Genomic DNA, 20,890 nt, shown 5'->3' on the forward strand with positions numbered 1-20,890 from the left:
CTTCTGAGAATGTTCTGCCGTGACAGACCACGCGCTGCCCCTGTGGAGGGGGCGTACGGACGGTCGTACGGCGACCGCGGTGAAGCGAGGGGCCCGGCTGGGGCGGGCCTATGGGAGACGGGCCGTGGAGCCCGTCGTCGGCGGGGTCGTACTGGTCCTGCCGGACGGGGTGCCGGAGTCGACGCGGGGGCCTTCCCGGTGGGCGCACGCCGCCGCGCGGCCACTGGGGCGGGCGCTGGCCCGAGCCGGCCGGGACGACGGTCTGGTGGTGCATCCGGTGCGCTACCACTGCCGCGGCTGGAACGGTTCGGAGGCGGGGCCCGCGGTGGACGCGGAGTGGGCCGCGGACGAGGTGACACGGCGGTACGGGGATGTGCCGGTGTGTCTCGCCGGCCATGGCTTCGGCGGGCGCGCGGCGCTGCGGGCGGCGGGGCATCCGGCCGTCAGCGCGGTGCTGGCGATGGCCCCCTGGCTGCCGGACGACGAGGCCGCGCCGGAGCCTGTGCGGCAGTTGACGGACCGACAGGTGCTGATCGTGCACGGCACGAATGACGCGCGGACGGCTCCGGATCTGTCGTACCGGCTGGCGGAGCGCGTGAAGAAGACGAACCGGAACATATGCCGGTTCGAGGTCCATACGGACGGCAACGCGCTGCGCCAGCACCACGATGAGGTGCTGGCGCTGGCGGTGGACTTCGTCCTGGGCTCCCTCTTCCCCCACCCCTACGCCCGCCCGGTGGCCGACGCGCTGGCGGCTCCGCCGCCCCTGGGCCTGCGGATGCCGCTGGCGGCGGGGTTCGGGCGGTCGCTGCGGCCGTAGGTGCGGGCGGGCAGAGCCGACTGGCCGGTGTGTCGTCCCTGTGCGATCAGTTCGTCGCGGCGGGGGCGCACCGGCTCCCGGCGCTCGGGAGTCTCCGCTCCGTGAGGTAGTCGTCCACGGCGTCGCGTGTGCAGTCACTGCGGCCGTAGACGCTGTGTCCCGCGCCCTCGTACGGCAGCAGGACGGTCGTCCCGCGCGTCTGCCGGTGCACATTGGCCGCCCAGGCGTAGTTGTTCGCCGGATCGTGCAGCGCATGCAGCAGGAGGATCTTGGGCGCCTCGGTGATGCGCAAGCGGTGCTGCGGGTTGTTCACCTTGTCCGGCCAGCCGACGCATCCGGCCACAGCCGCGTGTACGCGTGGTGAGCCGCGCAGGTGCGGTGCGGCCCGTAGTTCGGCTTCGGTCAGACTGGCGTACTCCCGGTAGTTCTTCGGCCGGAACCGCCAGTCCTGGCAGAACACCGCGTAGAACGGTTCTGCGCGCGTTCGCTGCTCCGCTCCCAGCGGTGTCCGTGGTTGAGGCCGCTGGGTTCGCCGCCGTTCCTTCGGTTCCCGTTCCTGCGGTTCCCGTACCTGCGCGTCAAGGCCGGCCACATACGTGGCCAGTTCGTTCCAGTACGGGCCGTAGAAGTACTTCCTGAAGGCCCTGAGTGCGATCGCGTTCGCGGTGAGAACCCGATCAGGGCTCTCCGGATCGTGTATCTCCCCTCGGTCCGCTCTGGCGAGCAGGTCGTCCCATACGGCGGTGACGTCCCGGCCGTGCAGGGCGCACGAGCTGGTGGACTCACACCACCGCACGAACTGGTGGAACGAGTCCTCCGCCGTGGCCGCCGAGGAGACGAGGAACTCCCGGATGCCGAGACTGTGGTCCATGTTCGCGGTGAGGGCCATGGTCCGGATCCGGTCGCCGTACCGCTCCGCGTACTGCTGACCGATCAGCGTGCCATAGGAGTGGCCGAAGTAGTTGATCCTCTTCTCGCCCAGCGCCCCGCGGATCGCGTCCATGTCCCGGACGACGCTCAGGGTGTCGGCGTGGTCGAAGACCGGACCGCTGTGTCGTCGGCAGTCCTGGCGTAATGCCCGGTTGTACTCGGCGAGTTGATCGAATTCCGCCTGGTCGCGGGGGTAGGGCGACGGCGCTCGGTCCAGCAACTCGGTCGAGCACTTGACCGGTTGGCTGCCACCGACACCCCGTGGATCGAACCCGACGATGTCGAATCTCTCCTGAACGTCCAAGCTGAAGTGGGAGGTGGCACGCCGTACGGTGAAGTCCACGCCCGAATCGCCCGGCCCACCCGGGTTGACCAGCAGCACGCCGACCCGGCGATTCGGATCGGTCGCCTTGCGGCGGGCCACCGCGAGATCGAACTTCTCGGCCGACGGGCGTGCCCAGTCGACGGGCAGGCGCAGGGTCCCGCATTCCGCCGCGGCGTCCTGGGGGCACGGTTTCCAGTCGATGGCGTTCTGTGTCGTCGGACTTCTGCCAGGAGGGCCGACGTCCACGGCCTCCGCGACCGGTGTCGACGCTCCGGCGAGTGCTCCAGCGGCGAGCACTCCGGTGAGCGCCCTGAAGAGCGGTTGCATAAAGTCCCTTCCGTGGTCTGACGAAACGGATCACGGGGTTGCCCCCGGTCGAACGTGACAGCGAGCCAACCACGTCGCAACCGCGTGAGACGGGAATCAGGGAAGGCACAGGGACGTGGTCGGGGTTTCCCTCCGGGCAGCGTCTCAGGGGTTGCCCCCGACGCCCGAGTTTCCCCCGACTGGTGGGGCCGGCCGGGTCAGGGTGGGAGGAGGTGGCCGCGGCGGGAGAGGAGGAACTTCTTGAAGGCCGCGACCGGAGGCGTGTCGGGGTGGCCGTCCAGCCAGGCGACGCCGATCTCCCGGACCGCGCGCGGGGCCGTCACGTTCAGTTCCACGACTCCGGGGCGGGCCACCGCGGGCGGCGGCAGCAGTGCCACGCCCAGGCCCGCCGCGACCAGGCCGCGCAGGGTCTCCGCCTCCTCGCCCTCGAAGGCGACCTTCGGGGTGAAGCCGGCCTGCGCGCAGAGATCGTCGGTGATGCGGCGCAGCCCGTAACCGGGCTCCAGGGTCACGAAGGCGTCATCGGCGGCCTCGGCGAGACGGACGCGTCTGCGGGCGGCGAGGCGGTGGTCGTCCGGGACGACCAGCCGCAGGCGCTGTTCGTCGAGCCGGCGCGCGACCAGATCGGGCTCGTTGGGGACCGGTGAGGTCAGACAGAGGTCCAGGTCCCCGGCGCGCAGTCCGCCGAGCATCGCCTCGCCGTAGTTCTGGACGAGGGTGAAGCGGACCTTCGGATGATCCGCGCGGAAGGCCCTCAGCAGCCCCGGCACGGTCTCCGAGCCCATCGTGTGCAGAAAGCCGAAGGCGACCCTGCCCGCGTGGGGGTCCGCGTCCTCGCGTACGGATTCGGCGGCCCGCTCGACCTCGCCGAGCGCGCGTTCCACCGAGGCGAGGAAGGTGCGGCCCGCGGGGGTGAGGGAGACCGTACGGCCCTTGCGGGCGAACAGGGCGACTCCCAGGTCCTTTTCGAGCCGTACGACGGCCCGCGAGAGCGTCGACTGCGGGACGCCCAGCTCCTGTGCGGCGCGCGTCACATGCTCGTGCCGGGCGACCGCGGCGAAGTAGGCGAGGCGAGGCGCGAGCAGCAGTGAGGTGTCTTCTTCGTAACCGCTGTGTGACAGGCGAGGCCCTGAGCTGGATTCATGCACCATGGGAACGATTATGGCTGTTCCATGCATTGGACGCATGAAGGGGGGAGCCGTACGTTCGAGGCATGCCTGCCAGTACCAAGGCGTCCACCGCGGTGGACGCCGCCCTTGTCGTCGCTCCTCCCGTCTCCCCCGCCGAGCCGCTCTCCCCCGGCCGCCCCGGCTACCGCCGTATGAGCATGGCGCTCTTCGCCGCCGGGATCGCCGTCTTCGCCCTCCTCTACTCCACGCAGGCAGTGCTGCCCGACGTCTCCGCCGGGTTCGGCGTGAGCGCTTCGGCGGCCAGTTGGACGGTCTCGGCCGCGACGGGCGCCGTGGCTCTGTTCGTACTCCCACTGAGCGCGCTCTCCGAGCGCTTCGGCCGCCGGACGGTGATGACCGTGTCGCTGACGGTCGCCGTGGCGGTCGGGCTGCTGGTGCCGTTCGCGCCGAGCCTGGAGTGGCTGGTGGCGCTGCGCGTCGTCCAGGGTGCGGCGCTGGCCGGAGTGCCGGCGTCCGCGATGGCGTACTTGGCTGAGGAGGTACGGCCGAAGGAGCTCGTCGGTGCGATCGGCCTCTTCGTCGCGGGCAACAGCATCGGAGGTATGAGCGGCCGGATCGTCACCGGCTGGGCCGCCCAGTTCTGGGGCTGGCGCGCCGGGCTCGCGGCCGTGGGCGTGCTGGCGCTGGTGTGCCTGGTCGTCTTCCGCGCGCTGCTGCCGAGGGCGCGGAACTTCCGCCCCGGAAGCCTGAGCCCGAAGGCACTGGGCGCGACCGTGCGCGGGCATCTGGCCGATCCGCTGCTGCTGCGGCTGTACGCGATCGGGGCGCTGTTCATGCTGGTGTCGGGGGCGGTGTACACGGTGATCGGCTACCGGCTGGCCGAGGAACCGTTCAACCTGCCGCCGGGGGTCGTCGGCTCGATCTTCCTGGTCTATCTGGTCGGTACGGCGTCGTCCGCCGCCGTCGGGTGGCTCGTGGGGCGGCTGGGCCGCCGCGGGGCGCTGTATCTGACGGTCGCCGCCACGACCGCCGGTCTGCTGCTGTCGCTCGGCGACTCGCTGACGGCCGTGCTGCTCGGGCTGGTCCTGATCACCGCGGGCTTCTTCGGTGGCCACGCGGTCGCCTCGTCCTCGGTGAGCCGTACGGCGAAGACGGGCCGCGCGCAGGCGTCGGCGCTGTACCAGTCCGCGTACTACATCGGTGCCAGCGCCGGCGGCACCCTCGGTGCGATCGCGTTCCACTCCGGTGGCTGGGCGGGCACGGTGGGGCTCGGTGTGCTGGCGGTGGCCGGCATCGTGTCGATCACGCTGTACGGGAGCCGGGCGGCGCGTGCCGGGCAGCGGGTTCCGGTGGCGGCCGGGCGCTGACCGGCCGCCACCGCCACAGCGCCACAGCGCCGCAGCGCCGCGTCCCGTACCGCCGAGCCCGGACCCGCCCCGACTCCGTACCGCCCTGCCCCGCCCTCCGCCCTGTCCCGTACCGCCCCCTCCGCCCCCTCGCTTCCGGCCGTAGCGGGATTGAGACATCTTCCGTACAACCGCGGCTCGTTGATACGCGTCAAATGAGCAGACCGGCGATTTCGCCCGGTACTTGGCGGGGAGTGGGGGACACATGGGAGAGATACGAGGGGTTCAGGGAGTACGCGCGGCGCGCGGGGCGCGGGGAATCGGCCGACGGGCGGGGATCGTGCTCGGGCTGACGGGCATGGTCGTACCGCTGACCATGGCGATCGGCTCGGGGACCGCGCAGGCGGCCTCGTGCACGACGGCGACGGGCCCGCACCAGAAGCAGGTGGAGAAGTTCCTCGGACGGCCGGTGGACGGCAAGCAGTCGTCCGCCGACTGCAAGGCGATCCGCGCCTTCCAGGCGAAGCACGGCATCACGCCGACCATCGGGTACGCCGGTCCGCTGACCTGGCAGACGATGAACACGATTCTCCAGCAGCGGGCGGCGGGCAAGAACCCCAACAAGGCGGGCAAGTGCCCGACCAACAAGGGCCGCATCGCGTGCGTGGACCTGACCCGGCAGCTGAGCTGGATCCAGGACGGCAAGAAGCTGAAGTACGGCCCGGTCCCGGTGCGCACCGGGAAGAACGGCACGGAGACCCGTACCGGCTCGAAGAAGATCTACTGGCGCAGCATCAACCACTGGTCGACGCTGTACAACGTGCGGATGCCGTACGCGCAGTTCTTCGACGGCGGGCAGGCGTTCCACTCGACCACGAAGTCGATGTACAACCCGCCCGGCTCCGGGGGCTGCGTGAACATGCGCCCGGGGGACGCGAAGGCGTACTGGAATCTGCTGAAGAACGGCGACGACGTGTACGTGTACGGGCGCAAGCCGGGCACCTGAGCGCCGAAGCGCCGTTGTCAGTCCCCTCCTGTAGCTTCGAAAAGGCTGATGCCGATGGGCGACAGGGGTGGACCCGATGAGTGATCTGGCAGCAAAAGCAACAAACGCGACAGAAGGGGATCTGGATTCCGAGCTGGAGCGGTACCGCCGGGAGCTGACCGGTTACTGCTACCGCATGCTCGGCTCCTCCTTCGAGGCGGAGGACGCGGTCCAGGACACGATGGTCCGCGCCTGGCGGAATCTCGGCAAGTTCGAGGGACGTTCGTCGCTGCGGTCGTGGCTGTACCGCATCGCGACGAACGTCTGCCTCGACATGCTGAACGCGGGCAATCGCCGGGCCCGGCCGATGGATCTGTCGGGCCCGGCGCCTGTGGCCCAGGCGCAGCTCAACGCCCGTTCGGAGGCCACCTGGCTGGAGCCGGTGCCCGACGGGCGGGTGCTGCCGTCGGTGGCGGACCCGGCGGAGACGGCGGTCGAGCGGGAGACGATCCGGCTGGCGTTCGTCGCCGCGCTCCAGCATCTGCCGCCGAAGCAGCGCGCGGTGCTGATCCTCCGCGAGGTGCTGGCGTGGAAGGCGAGTGAGGTCGCGGAGCTGCTGGGCACCTCGGTGGCGTCCGTGAACAGCGCGCTCCAGCGGGCGCGGGCGACGCTGGCGGAGTCGCCGCCGTCCACGAGCGATGCGGCGGACCCCCTCGACGAGGAGCAGCGCGAGCTGCTGGAGCGCTATGTCGCGGCCTTCGAGGGGTACGACATGGAGGCGCTGACGGCGGTCCTCCATGACGACGCCACGCTCTCCATGCCCCCGTACGACCTCTGGCTGCAGGGCCACGAGAACATCGTCGGCTGGATGCTGGGCGTCGGGTCGGTGTGCCGGGGCTCGCGGCTCATCCCGACGGTGGCCAACGGCATGCCGGCGTTCGCGCACTATCACGCGGCGGACGACGGCGACGGTCACACTCCGTGGGCGCTCATGGTCATGGAGATCCGGGACGGCAAGATCGCGGGCATCAACTCCTTCCTGGACACGGCCCGCTGGTTTCCGATGTTCGACCTTCCAGACCGGCTGAAGAAGGAGGACACCCCTTAAGATCCGCGGTACCCGCGGTCCCCGCCCGGGGGTAAGGGCTGCTCGGTGAGGCAGGACAGGCCCACCAGGTGCAGGAGCGCCCGTAGCTCGGGGCCGGGGCCGAGGAGCCGGAAGCGGCAGCCCAGGCGGTGGGTGGTGAGCCTCATCCGGGCGATGGCGTCGATCGCGGTCAGATCGGCGGCGGTCAGCTCGCGCACATCGCAGACGGCCTCCCGACCCCTGGCACCGGTGCCGGTGACCGGGCCCGCGCCTTCTGCCGTACCGGTGGGTGCGCCGACGGGATCGCCGGTCCCGGTGTCTCTGATCCGTGCGCTCAACTCCGCGCACAGGCGCGGCACATCGTCCGGGGTCAGGATCCCGGAGAGGCGTACGACGATGGGCTCTGTGACGTCCACACCGGGCAGACTGCCTCCGTTCCGGTATCTCATCGCTCCGAGCCGAGCGGCGCCCGGGTCCGGGTCCGGGTCCGGGTCCGGGTCCGGGTCCCAGCGTGGGTTCGCGCCGGATACGTCCTGCTCCGGGGAGTGTGGGACGCGCCCTGTCGGCCCGGCCTACCGGCCCGGCATGCGGAACGGGACCGGTGGGGGTTCACCGGTCCCGTTCGGTCGCGCGGGGTACGTCAGCTGATCGGCGCGTGCCGCCTATGGGTTCTCGGGGAAGGACGCCGTGTCGAGGTCCACGGCGAAGGGTTCCGGGAGCCGGATCACATCGCCGAACTTGCCTGCCTGGAGGACCCGGTAGACGCCATTCTTCGGCTCTCCGTAGAGAGTGACCGTCGGGCCGCCCGGGGCCCAGCTGTCGATCAGCAGGTAGAGCGGGACGCCCGCCTGGGCGTAACCCGCCGCCTTCTTGATGCGGTCGTTGCCCGCAGTGGGCTTCGAGGTGATTTCGACGATCAGCTCGGCCGCGGCGGCGGGAATGTAGTGACCGGACTCCGACCGGAGAACGGCCTTTGGTGTCACGGCGAGGTCCGGGATGTACAGGCCGTCCCGTGAGGGGACCGCTGTGCCGAGCGTCTGATAGATCCCCCAGTCTTCGGGGATCACGCCGTACAAGCGCCGCTGAACGGTGTCGGCGATGTCGTTGTGGGCGTTGGAAGGCGGTGGTGACACGGTGACGATCCCCTCGATGATCTCCACCTTGCAGCCCTCGGGTGCGTCCGTCTCCTGCCAAATCCGGACGAGGTCGTCCCACTCGTGGCCGCCGGCCGTGTCGTGGTCGACGGTGAGTGCGCCCATGGCGGTCTCCTTGCGTCGGTGCGTCACCGAGTCCAGCATGCCGAACGGGACGGGTGGGGGTCCACCGGTACCGTTCACCCGTACGAGTCATCGCTCCTGCGGGCTTGACCCGAGGGCCCCGTCAGGCGATGCGGTCCAGGACGATCGGGGGCGCCGGGAACGCGGTGCCCGCCGGGGCGATGTCGTAGGCGGAGGTGAGCGGTTCCAGCGCGTAGTCGAACTTCTCCGGGGTGTCCGTGTGCAGGGTGAACAGGGGCCGGCCCTCGGTGACGGGGTCGCCGGGCTTGGCGTGGAGTTCGATGCCCGCGCCCGCCTGGACCGGGTCCTCCTTGCGGGCGCGGCCCGCGCCGAGGCGCCAGGCGGCGAGGCCGACGGCGTAGGCGTCGAGGCGGGTGAGGGTGCCGGAGGCGGGGGCGGTGACGGTGTGGTGTTCGCGGGCGGTGGGGAGGGGCGCGTCCGGGTCGCCGCCCTGGGCCGTGATCATGCGGCGCCAGACGTCCATGGCGGAGCCGTCCGCGAGGGCCTTCGCCGGGTCGGCGTCGCCCAGGCCGGCCGCGGCCAGCATCTCGCGGGCGAGCGCGAGAGTCAGTTCGACGACGTCGGAGGGGCCGCCGCCCGCGAGAACCTCGACCGATTCGCGGACTTCGAGGGCGTTGCCCGCGGTGAGGCCGAGGGGCGTGGACATATCGGTGAGGAGCGCGACCGTCTTCACCCCGCTGTCCGTGCCCAGCGCCACCATCGTGGCGGCCAGCTCCCGCGCGTCCTCGATGGTCTTCATGAACGCGCCGGTGCCGACCTTGACGTCCAGGACCAGCGAGTCCGTGCCCTCCGCGATCTTCTTCGACATGATCGAGGAGGCGATCAGCGGGATCGCCTCGACCGTGCCGGTGACATCGCGGAGCGCGTACAGCTTCTTGTCGGCGGGGGCGAGCCCGTCACCGGCGGCGCAGATCACCGCCCCGGTGGTGTCGAGGACACGCAGCATCTCCTCGTTGGAGAGCCGCGCCCGCCAGCCGGGGATGGACTCCAGCTTGTCGAGGGTGCCCCCGGTGTGTCCGAGACCCCGGCCGGAGAGCTGGGGCACGGCGGCCCCGCACGCGGCGACCAGGGGCGCGAGCGGCAGGGTGATCTTGTCGCCGACGCCGCCCGTGGAGTGCTTGTCGGCGGTGGGCCGGGAGAGCGCCGAGAAGTCCATCCGCTCGCCGGAGGCGATCATCGCCGCCGTCCAGCGGGCGATCTCCGTACGGTTCATCCCGTTCAGCAGGATCGCCATCGCCAGCGCCGCCATCTGCTCGTCGGCGACCTCACCGCGGGTGTAGGCGTCGATGACCCAGTCGATCTGCTCCGGGCTCAGCTCACCCCGGTCCCGCTTGGCGCGGATGACGGAGATGACGTCCATGGTTTCCTCCTGTGGTGCCGAATGCGGCGGCCCTCCCGCCGGACGGCCCCCCGCCGAAACAGTAGGGGCCGGAAGAGGCGAAAGGGCCGCGAAAGGGTGTTACGCCAGATGTCCGGGGCCGAACGCCTGCGGCAGCATCTCCGCCATCGTCCGGTCCCCCTCGGGGGTGTCGAGGAGCAGTTCCGGTCCCCCGAACTCGTACAGCAGCTGCCGGCACCGGCCGCACGGCACCAGGACTTCGCCCCGGCCGTCCACGCAGGTGAAGTGGGTCAGCCGACCGCCGCCGGTGGCGTGGAGCTGTGAGACGAGCCCGCACTCCGCGCAGAGCGACAGCCCGTACGACGCGTTCTCGACGTTGCAGCCGGTGACCGCGCGTCCGTCGTCGACGAGCGCGGCGGCGCCGACCGCGTACCCCGAGTAGGGGACGTACGCATGGGACATCGCCTCCCGCGCCCGCACGCGCAGCGGCTCCCAGTCGAACGGTACGGGGGCCGTCATTTGCCCTGGCCCTTGCGGTAGCGCATGCCGTCCGCCTTCGGCATCCGTAGTCGCTGCGCGGAGAGCGAGAGGACGAGCAGGGTCACCACATACGGGGTGGCGGCCACGAACTCGACCGGAACGGTGTCCGTGTTGAGGTACCAGAGCAGTACGCCCACCGCGATGACCGCGCTGGCGCCCGCCTGGATGAAGCTCTTGCGGTAGAACTTCCACACCGCGATGGCGATCAGCACGATCACCAGCAGCAGGAGCATCACATGGACGGTGCTGCCGCCGTTGCGGAGCTGGAGCGCGTCCGCGTAGCCGAAGAGCCCCGCGCCCATGGCGAGTCCGCCGGGCCGCCAGTTGCCGAAGATCATCGCCGCGAGGCCGATATAGCCCCGGCCGCCCGTCTGGCCCTCGTTGTAGATATGGGAGGTGACCAGGGCGAGGAACGCGCCGCCGAGTCCGGCCATGCCGCCGGAGACGATCACGGCGATGTACTTGTACTTGTAGACGTTGACGCCCAGCGATTCGGACGCGATCGGGTTCTCGCCGCAGGACCGCAGACGCAGACCGAACGAGGTCTTCCACAGCACCACGAACGTCATCACGAAGAGCAGCACGGCCACGATGGTGAGCAGTGACAGATCGGTGACCAGGCCGCCGAGGAAGCCGGCGACGTCCGAGACGAAGAACCAGTGCTCCTTCGCGATCGAGTCGAGCCGGTCGGAGAGCCAGGGCACGGTGAAGCTGGTGATGTCCTCGGAGGGCGGCGACTGTTTGGGGCTGCCGCCCTTGGTCGCCGCCTCACCGGTGTTGAACCAGAGCTTGGCGAAGTAGGTGGTGATACCGAGCGCCAGGATGTTGATCGCGATGCCGGAGATGATGTGGTCGACGCCGAAGGTGACGGTGGCGATCGCGTGCAGCAGTCCGCCGAACATGCCGCCCAGCACGCCGGCGAGCACCCCGAGCCAGGGATCGGTCTGCCAGCCCGCCCACGCGCCGAAGAAGGTGCCGAGGATCATCATGCCTTCGAGGCCGATGTTGACCACGCCCGCGCGCTCGGCCCAGAGCCCGCCGAGACCGGCGAGTCCGATCGGCACGGCCATGGCCAGCGCCGCCGTGATCTGGCCGGACGCGGTCAGGGCCCACCAGTCGCCGACCTCCGCGTCGGGGATGAGGTCCAGCGCGGTGCCGATCCAGCGGATCGTGGACAGGGCCAGCAGCGCGCCCGCCGCCATCAGCAGCATGACCGGGAAGGAGAGGCGGGTGCGGCCGGCCTTGCCGCCGCCGCCGCTGACCTTGGGGGCCGCGGGGGGCGGGGTGGAAGTCGCCGTGACGGTCACGCCGACACCTCCTGCTTGTCGGTGTTGCCGTTGACTTTGGCCTGGGCGGCGAGTTCCGCGCCGACCTGCCGCTGCTGGCGCTTGAGGCCGTAGCGGCGCACCACTTCGTACACGATGACGACGCTGAGGACGATGACGCCCTGGATGACGCCGACGATCTCCTTGTCGTAGCCCTCGAATTCGAGCTGGCCGCTGCCGCGCTCCAGGAAGGCCCAGAGCAGCGCGCCGAGCGCGATGCCGACGGGGTTGTTCCGGCCGAGGAGGGCGATGGCGATACCGGTGAAGCCGATGCCGACGGGGAAGTCGCCGCTGTACTCGTACGAGTCGTTCAGCAGCGTCGGCATACCGATCAGCCCGGCCATCGCGCCGGAGATCAGCATGGAGGTGACGACCATCTTCTTCACGTTCACACCGCTGGCCTCGGCCGCCGTGCCGGACTGTCCGACCGTACGGAGGTCGAAGCCGAAGCGGGTACGGGAGAGGGTGAACCAGAAGGCGACGCCCGCGGCGGCCGCGACGACGATGAAGCCCCAGACGGGGTCGGGCGTGGTCGGGAACTCGAAGAAGTGCGCGGACTCGGGGATCGGCTTGGTGGAGATCTTCGTCCCCGCCTCGTCGAGGTGGCCGAGGCGGCCGACCTGGAGCAGATAGCCGATGATCGCCGTGGCGATCGCGTTGAGCATGATCGTGGAGACGACCTCGCTGACGCCTCGGGTGACCTTGAGGACACCGGCGATACCGGCCCACATCGCGCCGACGATCATCGCGCAGAGGATGATCATCACGATCTGGAGGGGGCCGGGGAGGGTCAGCGCGCCGCCGAGGGCCGCGGCGAAGAACGCCGCGAGGCGGTACTGGCCGTCGACGCCGATGTTGAACAGGTTCATCCGGAAGCCGAGGGCGACCGCGAGTCCCGCGAGGTAGTACGTGGTGCCCTTGTTGAGGATGTAGACCTGGCTGTCCGACTTGGAGCCGTAGTCGAACATGATGCCGAAGGCGTTGAACGGCTCCTTGCCGGTGGCGGCCAGCACGAGCGCGGTGACCAGGAACGCGACGACGATCGCGAGGAGGGGGGCCACGAGCCCCAGGAGCAGCCGCTCCTTGTCGAACTTCTTCATCGGTCCTCTCCCCCGTCCCGGTGGTGGTCCGCGTCGCTGTGGGGCGTGGCGTTCCCGGGGGTGTCGTTCTCACGGATGTCAGGGGTGGTGCCAGGAACTGTGCCTTCAGAGGTGGCGGTGTCGCCGTCCGGCGTGCCGGTGTCGCTGTGCGGGGCGGGCGGCGCGTCGGCCGGGGCTTCCAGACGGCCGGTGGCCGCGCCCGTCATCGCCGATCCCAGTTCCTCCGGCGTGATGGCGGCCGGGTCCGCGTCCGCCACGAGCCGGCCGCGGTACATCACCCGCAGGGTGTCGGAGAGCCCGATCAGCTCGTCCAGGTCCGCGGAGATCAGCAGTACGGCCAGGCCCTCACGGCGGGCCGCCCGGATCTGGTCCCAGATCTGCGCCTGCGCGCCGACGTCCACGCCGCGGGTCGGGTGGGCGGCGATCAGCAGCCGGGGCTGATGGCTCATCTCGCGGCCGACGATCAGCTTCTGCTGGTTGCCGCCGGAGAGGGAGGCCGCGGTGACCTCGATGCCCGGGGTCCGTACGTCGTACTCGCGCACGATCCGCTCGGTGTCGGCGCGGGCCGCCTTGAGGTCGAGGAACGCGCCCTTGCTGTTGGGCTTCTCGGTGACATGGCCGAGGATACGGTTCTCCCACAGCGGCGCTTCCAGCAGCAGACCGTGCCGGTGGCGGTCCTCGGGGATGACGGCCATGCCGTCCTCGCGCCGCTTGCGGGTCGGCGCGTGGGAGATGTCGTCGGTGCCGAGAGTGAGCGTTCCGGTGTCCGGTGTACGCATGCCCATGATCGTCTCGACCAGTTCGGACTGGCCGTTGCCCTCCACACCGGCGATGCCCAGGACTTCGCCCTTGTGGATGGTGAAGTCGATGCCGTCGAGCACCGCGCGTACGACTCCGTCGGGGTCGGAGGCGGTCAGCCGCAGATTCTCGACCCGGAGCATCGGTACGTCGGTGACGGTCGACTCACGGGTCTCGGGCGACGGCAGTTCGCTGCCGACCATCAGCTCGGCGAGCTGCCTCGTCGTGGTGGTGGCCGGGTCGGCGGTGCCGACCGTCGTACCGCGTCGTATGACGGTGATCTCGTCGGCGACCGACAGCACCTCGCCGAGCTTGTGCGAGATGAAGATGACGGTCAGCCCCTCCGCCTTCAGCCCCCGCAGATTGTCGAAGAGCGCCTCGACCTCCTGCGGCACGAGCACGGCGGTCGGCTCGTCGAGGATCAGCGTGCGCGCGCCCCGGTAGAGGACCTTGAGGATCTCCACGCGCTGGCGGTCGGCGACGCCGAGGTCCTCGACCATGACATCGGGACGGACGCCCAGGCCGTAGGCGTCCGAGATCTCCTTGATCCTGGCGCGGGCCCTGTCGCCGATTCCGTGCAGCTTCTCGGAGCCGAGGACGACGTTCTCCAGAACGGTGAGGTAGTCGGCGAGCATGAAGTGCTGGTGCACCATGCCGATACCTCGGGCGATCGCGTCACCGGGGTTGGAGAACGAGACCTGTTCGCCGTCGACCTCGATGGTGCCCTCGTCCGGCTTCTGCATACCGTAGAGGATCTTCATCAGGGTGGACTTGCCCGCGCCGTTCTCGCCGACGAGGGCGTGGACGGTACCGCGGCGCACGGTGATGTCGATGTCGTGGTTGGCCACGACTCCGGGGAACCGCTTGGTGATGCCGCGGAGCTCTACGGCATGAGGACTGCTGGACGCTTTGATGACGCACTCTCCCTGGGCAGGAGCGGAGGAGGGGCAGAGGCGGGGTGTGACCGGAAGGCGGGGGACGTGCCTGATACGTGGTGGCGAAAACTACCGCCTGAAACCAGAACTACGCGCGTAGCACCACCAAATTGTCGAAGTGCCGGACGCATGACGTGGATCGGGGCCCGGAGGAGCGGCACGGCCGTCCGTCCGGGCCCCGGTCAACGAGCCGGTCAGGTCGTGGTCTTGACCTTGATCGTGCCGTCGATGATCTTCTTCTTCGCCTCGTCGATCTTGGACTGGATGTCCTTGAGGTGGTCGCCCGTGGCGGTGAGGCTGACACCGCCCTCGGCGAGCGAGTAGGTGTGGGTGCCGGTGAGCGGCTTGCCGTCCTTGATGGACTTGGCCAGTTCGAAGACGCCGGTGTCGACGTTCTTGACGACCGAGGTCAGGATCGTGGACGCGTACTTGGACAGGGCCGGGTCCTTGGCCTGGTCCGAGTCGACGCCGATCGACCACGCGCCGGGCTTGCTCGCGACGGCCTCGATCGAACCCGCGCCGGAGCCTCCGGCCGCGGCGTAGATGACATCGATGCCCTTGTCGAGCATGCCCTGGGCGGCGGCCTTGCCCTTGTCGGGGCTGCCGAAGCCGGAGTAGTCCGTACCCGAGGTCAGGTACTGGATCTGCACCTTGGCCTTCGGGTTGGTCTCCACGACGCCCTGCTGGAAGCCCGCGGCGAACTTCTTGATCAGCGGAGTGTCCACACCGCCGATGAAGCCGATCTGACCGTCCTTGGACTTGAGCGCGGCGACGACGCCGGCGAGGTAGGAGCCCTGCTCCTCGGTGAAGACGATGTTGTCGACGTTCTTGGCCTCGGAGACCGAGTCGACCAGACCGAAGGTGGTGTTCGGGAACTTGGCCGCGACCTTGTCGACCGAGACCTTGTACGCGAAGCCGACGGCGATGACGGGGTTGAAGCCGCCCTCGGCGAGCGAGGTGAGCCGGGCCTCGCGGTCGGCCGGGGTCTCACCGTGCTTCGCGGTGAGCTCCTTGGTCTCGGCGCCCAGGTCCGCCTTGGCCTTGTCCAGGCCACGGGCCGCGGAGTCGTTGAAGGAGTTGTCGCCACGGCCGCCGACGTCGTAGGCCATGCCGATCTTGAGCTTGCCGCCGCCGTCCGAGCTGCTGCTACTGCTGCCGTTGGAGTCGGTGGACGACTCGCCGCATGCGGTGGCGGTGAACGCGAGGGCCGCGGTCGCGATACAGGCGGCGGTGAGTTTCGATACCCGGCGCAAGAGGATGGTCCTTTCGAGACTGACCGAAAGCGCCTCTTCCGGCGCTGGTTTTGCGGCGATCGTAACGCGCGTAGATGTTACTTAAAGACCTGTTCATGAGTCGTTATCGGATCGTCGTGAACGGGGGGCGGACCGCTGCCGCGGGTCGCTGCGCGGGGGTGGGGGGTGGTGACCGTATGTGTTCGGCGCGACGGAATCGGCCACGCGTCGGCCGCGTGTCGGCTGCGCCGGTCGTGTCGCGTGCGGGGGCGTGTCGCGTGCGGGGCCGTGATCCACGGCGGCCCGCGGTCCTCGGTCGCCGGACGGGCCTGTGGTGGCCTACCACCGTCGCGCCTGGGCGGATCCGTCGTTCGCCGACCGCACGGAGCGTGTCAGAAGCGTGCGCGCTCGGGCCCGGTACCGTCGGCGGATTCCAGGGGTCGCACTTGTGCGCTCAAACCGGACCGCCCCGCATGCTGTCCAGGCGGAGGGGCGGTCCGGCCCACAACGGACCTACGGAAGAAACTCGGGGGCTGAACCGCCGGGCTCACTGATCACTGCCAGTGGCAGATAGACCACAAGCCAGAAGATGACGATCCCGAACAGGAATAGCCGCTGCCTCAACGGTCCCGACCTCCGTCCCGAGCAAGCAGGCTCAAGGCGTAGCGGCCATCGCGCACCGCCCTCCCCATCACGTGGCGTCCCCGGACGGAAGAGTGACCACGGCCCACACCGACTTACCGGTCCCGCCCCGCTCGTCAACTCCCCAGCGGTCGGCGAGGCCGTCCACGAGGACGAGCCCATAGCCGCCGGACTCTCCCGGCACCCGAGCCGTGGGACGCTCCCTGTCCGCGTCGTGGACCTCGATTCGGATGCCGTCAGCCTCCCGCAGATACCGTGTCTCGATCTCTCGCCCCGGCGACGTGCGTGCATGCCGCACCGCATTGGTGATCAGCTCAGAGAGCACCACCAAGGCATCGTCTTCAGCGGCACGCAGATTCCACCCGGTCAGCACCTCGAGCAGCGCGGCGCGAGCCTTGCCAACGGTGCGCGGGCTACGCGCCCAACGATGTGTGACCGAAGGCCCATTCGTCACTGTCGCATTCGACTTCATGACAGCAGCCTTGCTGCCGGCGGTTTCACGAACGACGCCAGCGTGATTACCCACAGTGGGTAACATCTCTCAGGCAGCGCCGCAGCGATCCACGCGGAGCCGACCCCCGGAGCATCGCTCATGCCCAAGTCCGAGCCTCCATACGACCTCCCGGCACGTCTTTTGAGCGATGCCGAGATGATCGACGCATGCCGAGAACGTGACTTCTCTCGAATCTTCACGCTTGTGAAGCGCGCGGGGATCTATCCCGCCCTGATCGCGCGCCGCTGTGAACTCACGCCCAGCCGTGTGGGTGAAGTAATCCAAGGGCAGCGCATCATCAAAGACATGACCGTCATCGAACGTATATCCGATGGTCTGCACATCCCCGGAAACATGCTCGGCCTGATGGACCGGGACTGGGAAGGTCCAGAAGGGACGAATCTCACCGCGTTACCGGCGATCAGTCGGCCACTCAACCCGGGTGCGAGCGCAGACGACTCGTGGACGGCATCTCAGGAGGACGATCTCACCGATCCCGGCTTCGCCGCCGCACTCATCGAGAACCAGTTGATCCAGCACTACAAGAGCGCAAACTACTTCGGCGCACGGCAGCCCCTCGCAACCGTCACTCATGACGCCCAGACGATCGACCGCCTGCTGATCAGTGCCACCGGCTCGGCCCGAGACGGGTTGTTGCGCCTTGGCAGCCGAATCACGGAATTCCTCGGATGGCTCCACCAGGACCTCGGAGACTTCGGCGCCTCCGGCTACTGGTCCGACCGAGCCATGGAATGGGCCCAGGAAGCGGCCGACGATCATATGCAGTCGTACGTACTCTTCCGCAAGGGCCACCAAGCAGCCTCCCAGGCGAACGCCGAACGGACTATCGGGCTCGCTCGGGCCGCGCAACGGGTGCCCAACCTGTCATCGGGACTCCTCGCTCTGGCCGCCCAGCAAGAGGCCATCGGCTACGCGTTGCAGCGCAATCCCAGGGCAGCACTCGCCAAGTTCGACGAGGCCCACGAGTTGGTCTTGAAGCCATCGGCATACGATCCCGAGGGAACGCTCGACACCTCGTACTGCACTCCCGCGTACATCGAGATGCAGCGTGCGAATTGCTGGATCGATCTGGGTGAGCCATGGCGAGCAGTGCAGCTTTTCGAGGACAAAATCGATGCGCTGCCCCAGGTCTACCGCAACGACCGTGGCGTCTACCTCGCCAGGCTCGCCCGTGCGTACGCCGTCGCCGGAGAGCCCGAGCAAGGAGCCGAAGCCGCCATAAAGGCCCTGGCGATCGTTGCCCAGACGGGTTCGGCTCGGACGCTGGTCGAGTTGGCTGCCATGGCCCGAGTCGTCGAGGCCCGACAGCAGCTGCCCGCGGTGGCTACGTTTACCGAGCGTCTTCGGGGCGTTCGTGATCGGTTGGCGACCTAGTTGCACCGGGCACCATGAGGAAAACTGGGCACATGGACGATCTGATCACGCAGGCCACGTCAGGCGACGAGCGCCGCAGGGGGCAGGCCGTGGCCGTCCTCCCGGTCGGGAGCTTCGAGCAGCATGGCGACCATCTGCCGCTGACGACCGACACCACGATCGCCTGCCTGATCGCCCGCCGGATCGCAGATGATCACGATCTCTTCCTCCTGCCGCCCATCACCGTCTCCTGCTCCCACGAGCACGCTTCCACGGCAGGCACCGTCAGCATCAGCGCCGCGACCCTCTACGCGATGGTCAACGACATCTGGCGATCCCTCCGGGCATCTGGCGTCCCCGGCTTGATCATCGTCAACGGACACGGCGGGAACTACGTTCTCTCCAACGTCGCCCAGGAACTGAACGCCAACGGCCCCGAGGTCACGCTGTTCCCCGTTCACGAGGATCGGGCCCAGGCCCGTGCGGACGCCCGCCTGGAGAGCAGCGCCGCCGAGGACATGCACGGCGGCGAATTCGAAGTCTCACTGCTCCTCCACGGAGCGCCTCACCTCGTGCGCGACGGCATAGAGCGGGACGACCATTCGGCTCCGAGCCGCCCGCACCTTCTCACCTTGGGCATGGCCGGGTACACCGCCAACGGGATCATCGGCCGACCGTCCCTGGCCACCGCCGCCAAGGGCAAGGCCATCTTGGACAGCCTCTCGGAGTCGGCCAGGGCTCACCTCGCGGTGATCACCAAGTCTTGATCCGCTCGCGGGCCGCGCCGAGACCCGTATCCGGGCGGTCGGCGCGGCCGGGGTACCCGGCCCGTCCGGTGCTTGAGGACAGGGCCGGGTGGACCGCGGTCATGGGCGAGGCCGGACACCAGCCCCGGCCCACGGGTACCGCATTCGGCCCGAGCGTGACCGCGACCCCCGGTCACGCGGAGGCCGCGCGTGGTCAGGGCGTCGCGGCGTCGAGCAGGGCCGAGGCCGTGAAGAGTTCGACGCCCACGCGAATCGATTCCTCATCCGCGTCGAAGTCGCCTCGGTGCAGGTCGCGCCTGGTCGTGTCGCCGGGGGTGCGTACGCCCAGGCGGGCCATCGCGCCCGGAACGTGCTCCAGGTACCAGGAGAAGTCCTCGCCGCCGAGGCTCTGCTCGGTGTCCTCGATCGCGTACGCACCTCGGCGGGCCGTCTGCGCCGCGCGCAGCAGTTCGGTGACCACCGGGTCGTTGACGACGGGCGGGACCCCGCGGATGTAGTTGATCTCGGATTTGGCGCGATGGAGCGTGGCGATCTCGTCGATGGCCGCGTGCACCAGGTCGGGGGCCGCGCGCCAGCCCGGCAGGTCGAGGCAGCGCACGGTGCCGGAGAGTTCGGCGTGCTGCGGGATGACGTTGCAGGCGTGGCCGGACTCGATACGGCCCCACGTGACCGCGAGTCCGGAACGGGCGTCCACCCGGCGGGCCAGCAGTGCCGGGACCTCGGTCACGATCTTCGCCGCCGCGGTGACCAGGTCGGTGGTCAGATGCGGACGGGCGGTGTGCCCGCCGGGGCCGTCGAGCGTGACTTCCAGCCGGTCGCACGCGGAGGTGATCGGGCCGGGCCGCAGCCCGATGACGCCCGCGTCGACCTTGGGGTCGCAGTGCACACCGATGATCTTGCCGACGCCTTCCAGGACCCCCGACTCGATGGCGTCGGGCGCGCCGCCCGGCAGGACCTCCTCGGCAGGCTGGAAGATCAGCCGTACCGGCCGGGGCAGCCATCCTTCCCGGTCCAGCTCGGCCAGGACGAGCCCCGCGCCGAGGACGGTCGTGGTGTGGATGTCGTGCCCGCAGGCGTGCGCCCGGTCGGGGACGGTGGAACGGTACGCCACACCGACCTTGGTGTCGGGGATGGGAAGCGCGTCGATGTCCGCGCGGAGAGCCAGAATCGGCTGTACGCCGTCCCAGGAACCGATGTCACACATGAGCCCGGTGCCGACGCCCAGTACGCGGGGCTCGAGCCCCGCCTTCTCCAGGCGCGCCTTGATCGCGGCGGTGGTCCGGAACTCCTGGTTGCCCAGCTCGGGGTGCATGTGCAGATCGCGCCGGAACGCGATCAGCTCGGCGCGCAGGGATTCGGACAGTGTGCCGGGCAGTGTGACGCTCCCGGCCGGATCGGTTTCGGACTCTCGGGACATCAATTGGTTCACCCGTTGAAGAGTAGGGCCAGGTGGGGGTCAACTGGCCACTGATCAACAAAAGTTCAATCCGATAGGCGAAGGAAAAGTGGCCCCGAGGTGCATGATTGTGCACTTGTGTGGGTAAACTCACGCCTCCCCCCGACGGTACATGGCTTTGCCCGCCTTCGCCCGGCGGACGCCCGCGCACCGGGGTCCCGGGCCCCCTTCCCAGGCACCCTCGGGCCTGCGGCGAGGCTCCGTCCTGAGCCAATCCGGTGTGATGTCGCCTGCGGCCGCCTTGACAGCGGAGCCCGCGGGTGCGAGTGGGCTGGAGACGAAGACGAGCGTGGCCCGCCCGGCCTCGGGGCGGTGGGGCCCGGCCCGGCGATCTCCGAAGGTCCCGGCGGCGCGGGTCCTGCGAGACCGCGCCGCCGGGCCGCACCGGGCGCTCCGGTTCCGGAGGAGGGGATCACCCGGAACAAGGGGGCATGACAGAGCACCCGGCACAGATCACGGGGAACTGCTCGAACCTCGCATATCGGGTGGTTCTGCGCCGTTCACCGTTCGCACAAGAAGCCTCACCGAACCCCACCCGTCACACAATGACCTCCCAGGTAATCGGGGAGGTACCCCCATGAGGTACCCGAGAACGGACGGAAACGGCGACGGGGCCCATGCGGAGGCCGTGCATGCCCGAT

General features: G+C 69.4%; 18 protein-coding genes. 6 read left to right on the forward strand and 12 right to left on the reverse strand.

The features are described from left to right. Positions 1 to 40: 40 nt before the first annotated feature. Positions 41 to 820 (forward strand): alpha/beta hydrolase, encoded by a 780-nt coding sequence (locus ACWEFL_RS12030; protein WP_451710843.1) that lies wholly within the window; start codon positions 41 to 43, stop codon positions 818 to 820. A gap of 46 nt (positions 821 to 866) precedes the next feature. Here ACWEFL_RS12030 and ACWEFL_RS12035 read toward each other — a convergent pair whose 3' ends face one another. After that, complete coding sequence (locus tag ACWEFL_RS12035; RefSeq protein WP_451710675.1) at positions 867 to 2,402, reverse strand: alpha/beta fold hydrolase; 1,536 nt, start codon at positions 2,400 to 2,402, stop codon at positions 867 to 869. A 197-nt stretch (positions 2,403 to 2,599) separates the two neighbouring features. Continuing rightward, positions 2,600 to 3,553 (reverse strand): LysR family transcriptional regulator, encoded by a 954-nt coding sequence (locus ACWEFL_RS12040; RefSeq protein ID WP_451710677.1) that lies wholly within the window; start codon positions 3,551 to 3,553, stop codon positions 2,600 to 2,602. A gap of 62 nt (positions 3,554 to 3,615) precedes the next feature. Here ACWEFL_RS12040 and ACWEFL_RS12045 point away from each other — a divergent pair, with 62 nt between their 5' ends. From ACWEFL_RS12045 to ACWEFL_RS12055, 3 genes are all read left to right on the forward strand, one after another. Then, the gene (locus ACWEFL_RS12045; protein WP_451710678.1) at positions 3,616 to 4,899 is read left to right on the forward strand and encodes an MFS transporter; all 1,284 of its coding nucleotides are present in this window, start codon (positions 3,616 to 3,618) and stop codon (positions 4,897 to 4,899) included. A gap of 337 nt (positions 4,900 to 5,236) precedes the next feature. Continuing rightward, positions 5,237 to 5,884 (forward strand): L,D-transpeptidase family protein, encoded by a 648-nt coding sequence (locus tag ACWEFL_RS12050; RefSeq protein WP_451710844.1) that lies wholly within the window; start codon positions 5,237 to 5,239, stop codon positions 5,882 to 5,884. Between the two features lie 76 nt (positions 5,885 to 5,960). Next, positions 5,961 to 6,971, forward strand: coding sequence for a sigma-70 family RNA polymerase sigma factor (locus ACWEFL_RS12055; protein ID WP_451710680.1), 1,011 nt, complete (start codon positions 5,961 to 5,963; stop codon positions 6,969 to 6,971). Here the strand turns inward: ACWEFL_RS12055 and ACWEFL_RS12060 are convergent. The 9 genes from ACWEFL_RS12060 to ACWEFL_RS12100 all read right to left on the reverse strand — a co-directional run bounded on the left by ACWEFL_RS12060 (position 6,968) and on the right by ACWEFL_RS12100 (position 16,631). Continuing rightward, on the reverse strand, positions 6,968 to 7,366 hold the full coding sequence (locus tag ACWEFL_RS12060; RefSeq protein WP_451710681.1) for an STAS domain-containing protein: 399 nt from the start codon (positions 7,364 to 7,366) through the stop codon (positions 6,968 to 6,970). The two genes, ACWEFL_RS12055 and ACWEFL_RS12060, sit on opposite strands and share 4 nt — an antisense overlap. A gap of 246 nt (positions 7,367 to 7,612) precedes the next feature. After that, entirely contained in the window at positions 7,613 to 8,209 is a 597-nt protein-coding gene (locus ACWEFL_RS12065; RefSeq protein ID WP_451710683.1) for a Uma2 family endonuclease, read from the reverse strand. Between the two features lie 121 nt (positions 8,210 to 8,330). After that, positions 8,331 to 9,608, reverse strand: coding sequence for a thymidine phosphorylase (locus tag ACWEFL_RS12070; protein WP_451710685.1), 1,278 nt, complete (start codon positions 9,606 to 9,608; stop codon positions 8,331 to 8,333). 99 nt (positions 9,609 to 9,707) lie between these two features. After that, the gene (locus ACWEFL_RS12075) at positions 9,708 to 10,106 is read right to left on the reverse strand and encodes a cytidine deaminase (protein WP_451710686.1); all 399 of its coding nucleotides are present in this window, start codon (positions 10,104 to 10,106) and stop codon (positions 9,708 to 9,710) included. Beyond that, complete coding sequence (locus ACWEFL_RS12080) at positions 10,103 to 11,434, reverse strand: ABC transporter permease (protein WP_451710688.1); 1,332 nt, start codon at positions 11,432 to 11,434, stop codon at positions 10,103 to 10,105. The genes ACWEFL_RS12075 and ACWEFL_RS12080 overlap by 4 nt, the downstream gene beginning before the upstream one ends. Beyond that, complete coding sequence (locus tag ACWEFL_RS12085; protein ID WP_451710690.1) at positions 11,431 to 12,552, reverse strand: ABC transporter permease; 1,122 nt, start codon at positions 12,550 to 12,552, stop codon at positions 11,431 to 11,433. The genes ACWEFL_RS12080 and ACWEFL_RS12085 overlap by 4 nt, the downstream gene beginning before the upstream one ends. Next, entirely contained in the window at positions 12,549 to 14,264 is a 1,716-nt protein-coding gene (locus ACWEFL_RS12090) for an ABC transporter ATP-binding protein (RefSeq protein ID WP_451710846.1), read from the reverse strand. The genes ACWEFL_RS12085 and ACWEFL_RS12090 overlap by 4 nt, the downstream gene beginning before the upstream one ends. 215 nt (positions 14,265 to 14,479) lie before the next feature. Further along, on the reverse strand, positions 14,480 to 15,538 hold the full coding sequence (locus ACWEFL_RS12095) for a BMP family lipoprotein (RefSeq protein ID WP_451710692.1): 1,059 nt from the start codon (positions 15,536 to 15,538) through the stop codon (positions 14,480 to 14,482). A gap of 670 nt (positions 15,539 to 16,208) precedes the next feature. Next, positions 16,209 to 16,631: an ATP-binding protein gene (locus ACWEFL_RS12100; protein ID WP_451710694.1), complete on the reverse strand. Its 423-nt coding sequence runs from the start codon at positions 16,629 to 16,631 to the stop codon at positions 16,209 to 16,211. Between the two features lie 120 nt (positions 16,632 to 16,751). On the opposite strand from ACWEFL_RS12100, the gene ACWEFL_RS12105 reads away from it, so the two are divergent. Both ACWEFL_RS12105 and ACWEFL_RS12110 read left to right on the forward strand, forming a co-directional pair. Beyond that, positions 16,752 to 18,047 carry a tetratricopeptide repeat protein gene (locus ACWEFL_RS12105; RefSeq protein ID WP_451710696.1) on the forward strand — a complete coding sequence of 432 codons (1,296 nt, stop codon included), beginning with the start codon at positions 16,752 to 16,754 and terminating at the stop codon, positions 18,045 to 18,047. A 32-nt stretch (positions 18,048 to 18,079) separates the two neighbouring features. Beyond that, positions 18,080 to 18,793 carry a creatininase family protein gene (locus tag ACWEFL_RS12110; protein ID WP_451710698.1) on the forward strand — a complete coding sequence of 238 codons (714 nt, stop codon included), beginning with the start codon at positions 18,080 to 18,082 and terminating at the stop codon, positions 18,791 to 18,793. Positions 18,794 to 18,986: 193 nt separating this feature from the next. Here ACWEFL_RS12110 and ACWEFL_RS12115 read toward each other — a convergent pair whose 3' ends face one another. After that, on the reverse strand, positions 18,987 to 20,210 hold the full coding sequence (locus ACWEFL_RS12115) for an amidohydrolase (RefSeq protein ID WP_451710848.1): 1,224 nt from the start codon (positions 20,208 to 20,210) through the stop codon (positions 18,987 to 18,989). Positions 20,211 to 20,890: the final 680 nt, after the last annotated feature.

The organism is Streptomyces sp. NPDC004838, assembly GCF_053600955.1.

What these genes read in the sequence shown, in the direction of transcription:
- ACWEFL_RS12050 (WP_451710844.1), top strand. Translation starts at nt 5,237, where the DNA reads ATGGTCGTACCGCTGACCATGGCGATCGGCTCGGGGACCGCGCAGGCG.
- ACWEFL_RS12065 (WP_451710683.1), bottom strand. Translation starts at nt 8,209, where the DNA reads ATGGGCGCACTCACCGTCGACCACGACACGGCCGGCGGCCACGAGTGG.
- ACWEFL_RS12040 (WP_451710677.1), bottom strand. Translation starts at nt 3,553, where the DNA reads ATGGTGCATGAATCCAGCTCAGGGCCTCGCCTGTCACACAGCGGTTAC.
- ACWEFL_RS12045 (WP_451710678.1), top strand. Translation starts at nt 3,616, where the DNA reads ATGCCTGCCAGTACCAAGGCGTCCACCGCGGTGGACGCCGCCCTTGTC.
- ACWEFL_RS12085 (WP_451710690.1), bottom strand. Translation starts at nt 12,552, where the DNA reads ATGAAGAAGTTCGACAAGGAGCGGCTGCTCCTGGGGCTCGTGGCCCCC.
- ACWEFL_RS12100 (WP_451710694.1), bottom strand. Translation starts at nt 16,631, where the DNA reads ATGAAGTCGAATGCGACAGTGACGAATGGGCCTTCGGTCACACATCGT.
- ACWEFL_RS12110 (WP_451710698.1), top strand. Translation starts at nt 18,080, where the DNA reads ATGGACGATCTGATCACGCAGGCCACGTCAGGCGACGAGCGCCGCAGG.
- ACWEFL_RS12115 (WP_451710848.1), bottom strand. Translation starts at nt 20,210, where the DNA reads ATGTCCCGAGAGTCCGAAACCGATCCGGCCGGGAGCGTCACACTGCCC.
- ACWEFL_RS12035 (WP_451710675.1), bottom strand. Translation starts at nt 2,402, where the DNA reads ATGCAACCGCTCTTCAGGGCGCTCACCGGAGTGCTCGCCGCTGGAGCA.
- ACWEFL_RS12055 (WP_451710680.1), top strand. Translation starts at nt 5,961, where the DNA reads ATGAGTGATCTGGCAGCAAAAGCAACAAACGCGACAGAAGGGGATCTG.
- ACWEFL_RS12075 (WP_451710686.1), bottom strand. Translation starts at nt 10,106, where the DNA reads ATGACGGCCCCCGTACCGTTCGACTGGGAGCCGCTGCGCGTGCGGGCG.
- ACWEFL_RS12070 (WP_451710685.1), bottom strand. Translation starts at nt 9,608, where the DNA reads ATGGACGTCATCTCCGTCATCCGCGCCAAGCGGGACCGGGGTGAGCTG.
- ACWEFL_RS12105 (WP_451710696.1), top strand. Translation starts at nt 16,752, where the DNA reads ATGCCCAAGTCCGAGCCTCCATACGACCTCCCGGCACGTCTTTTGAGC.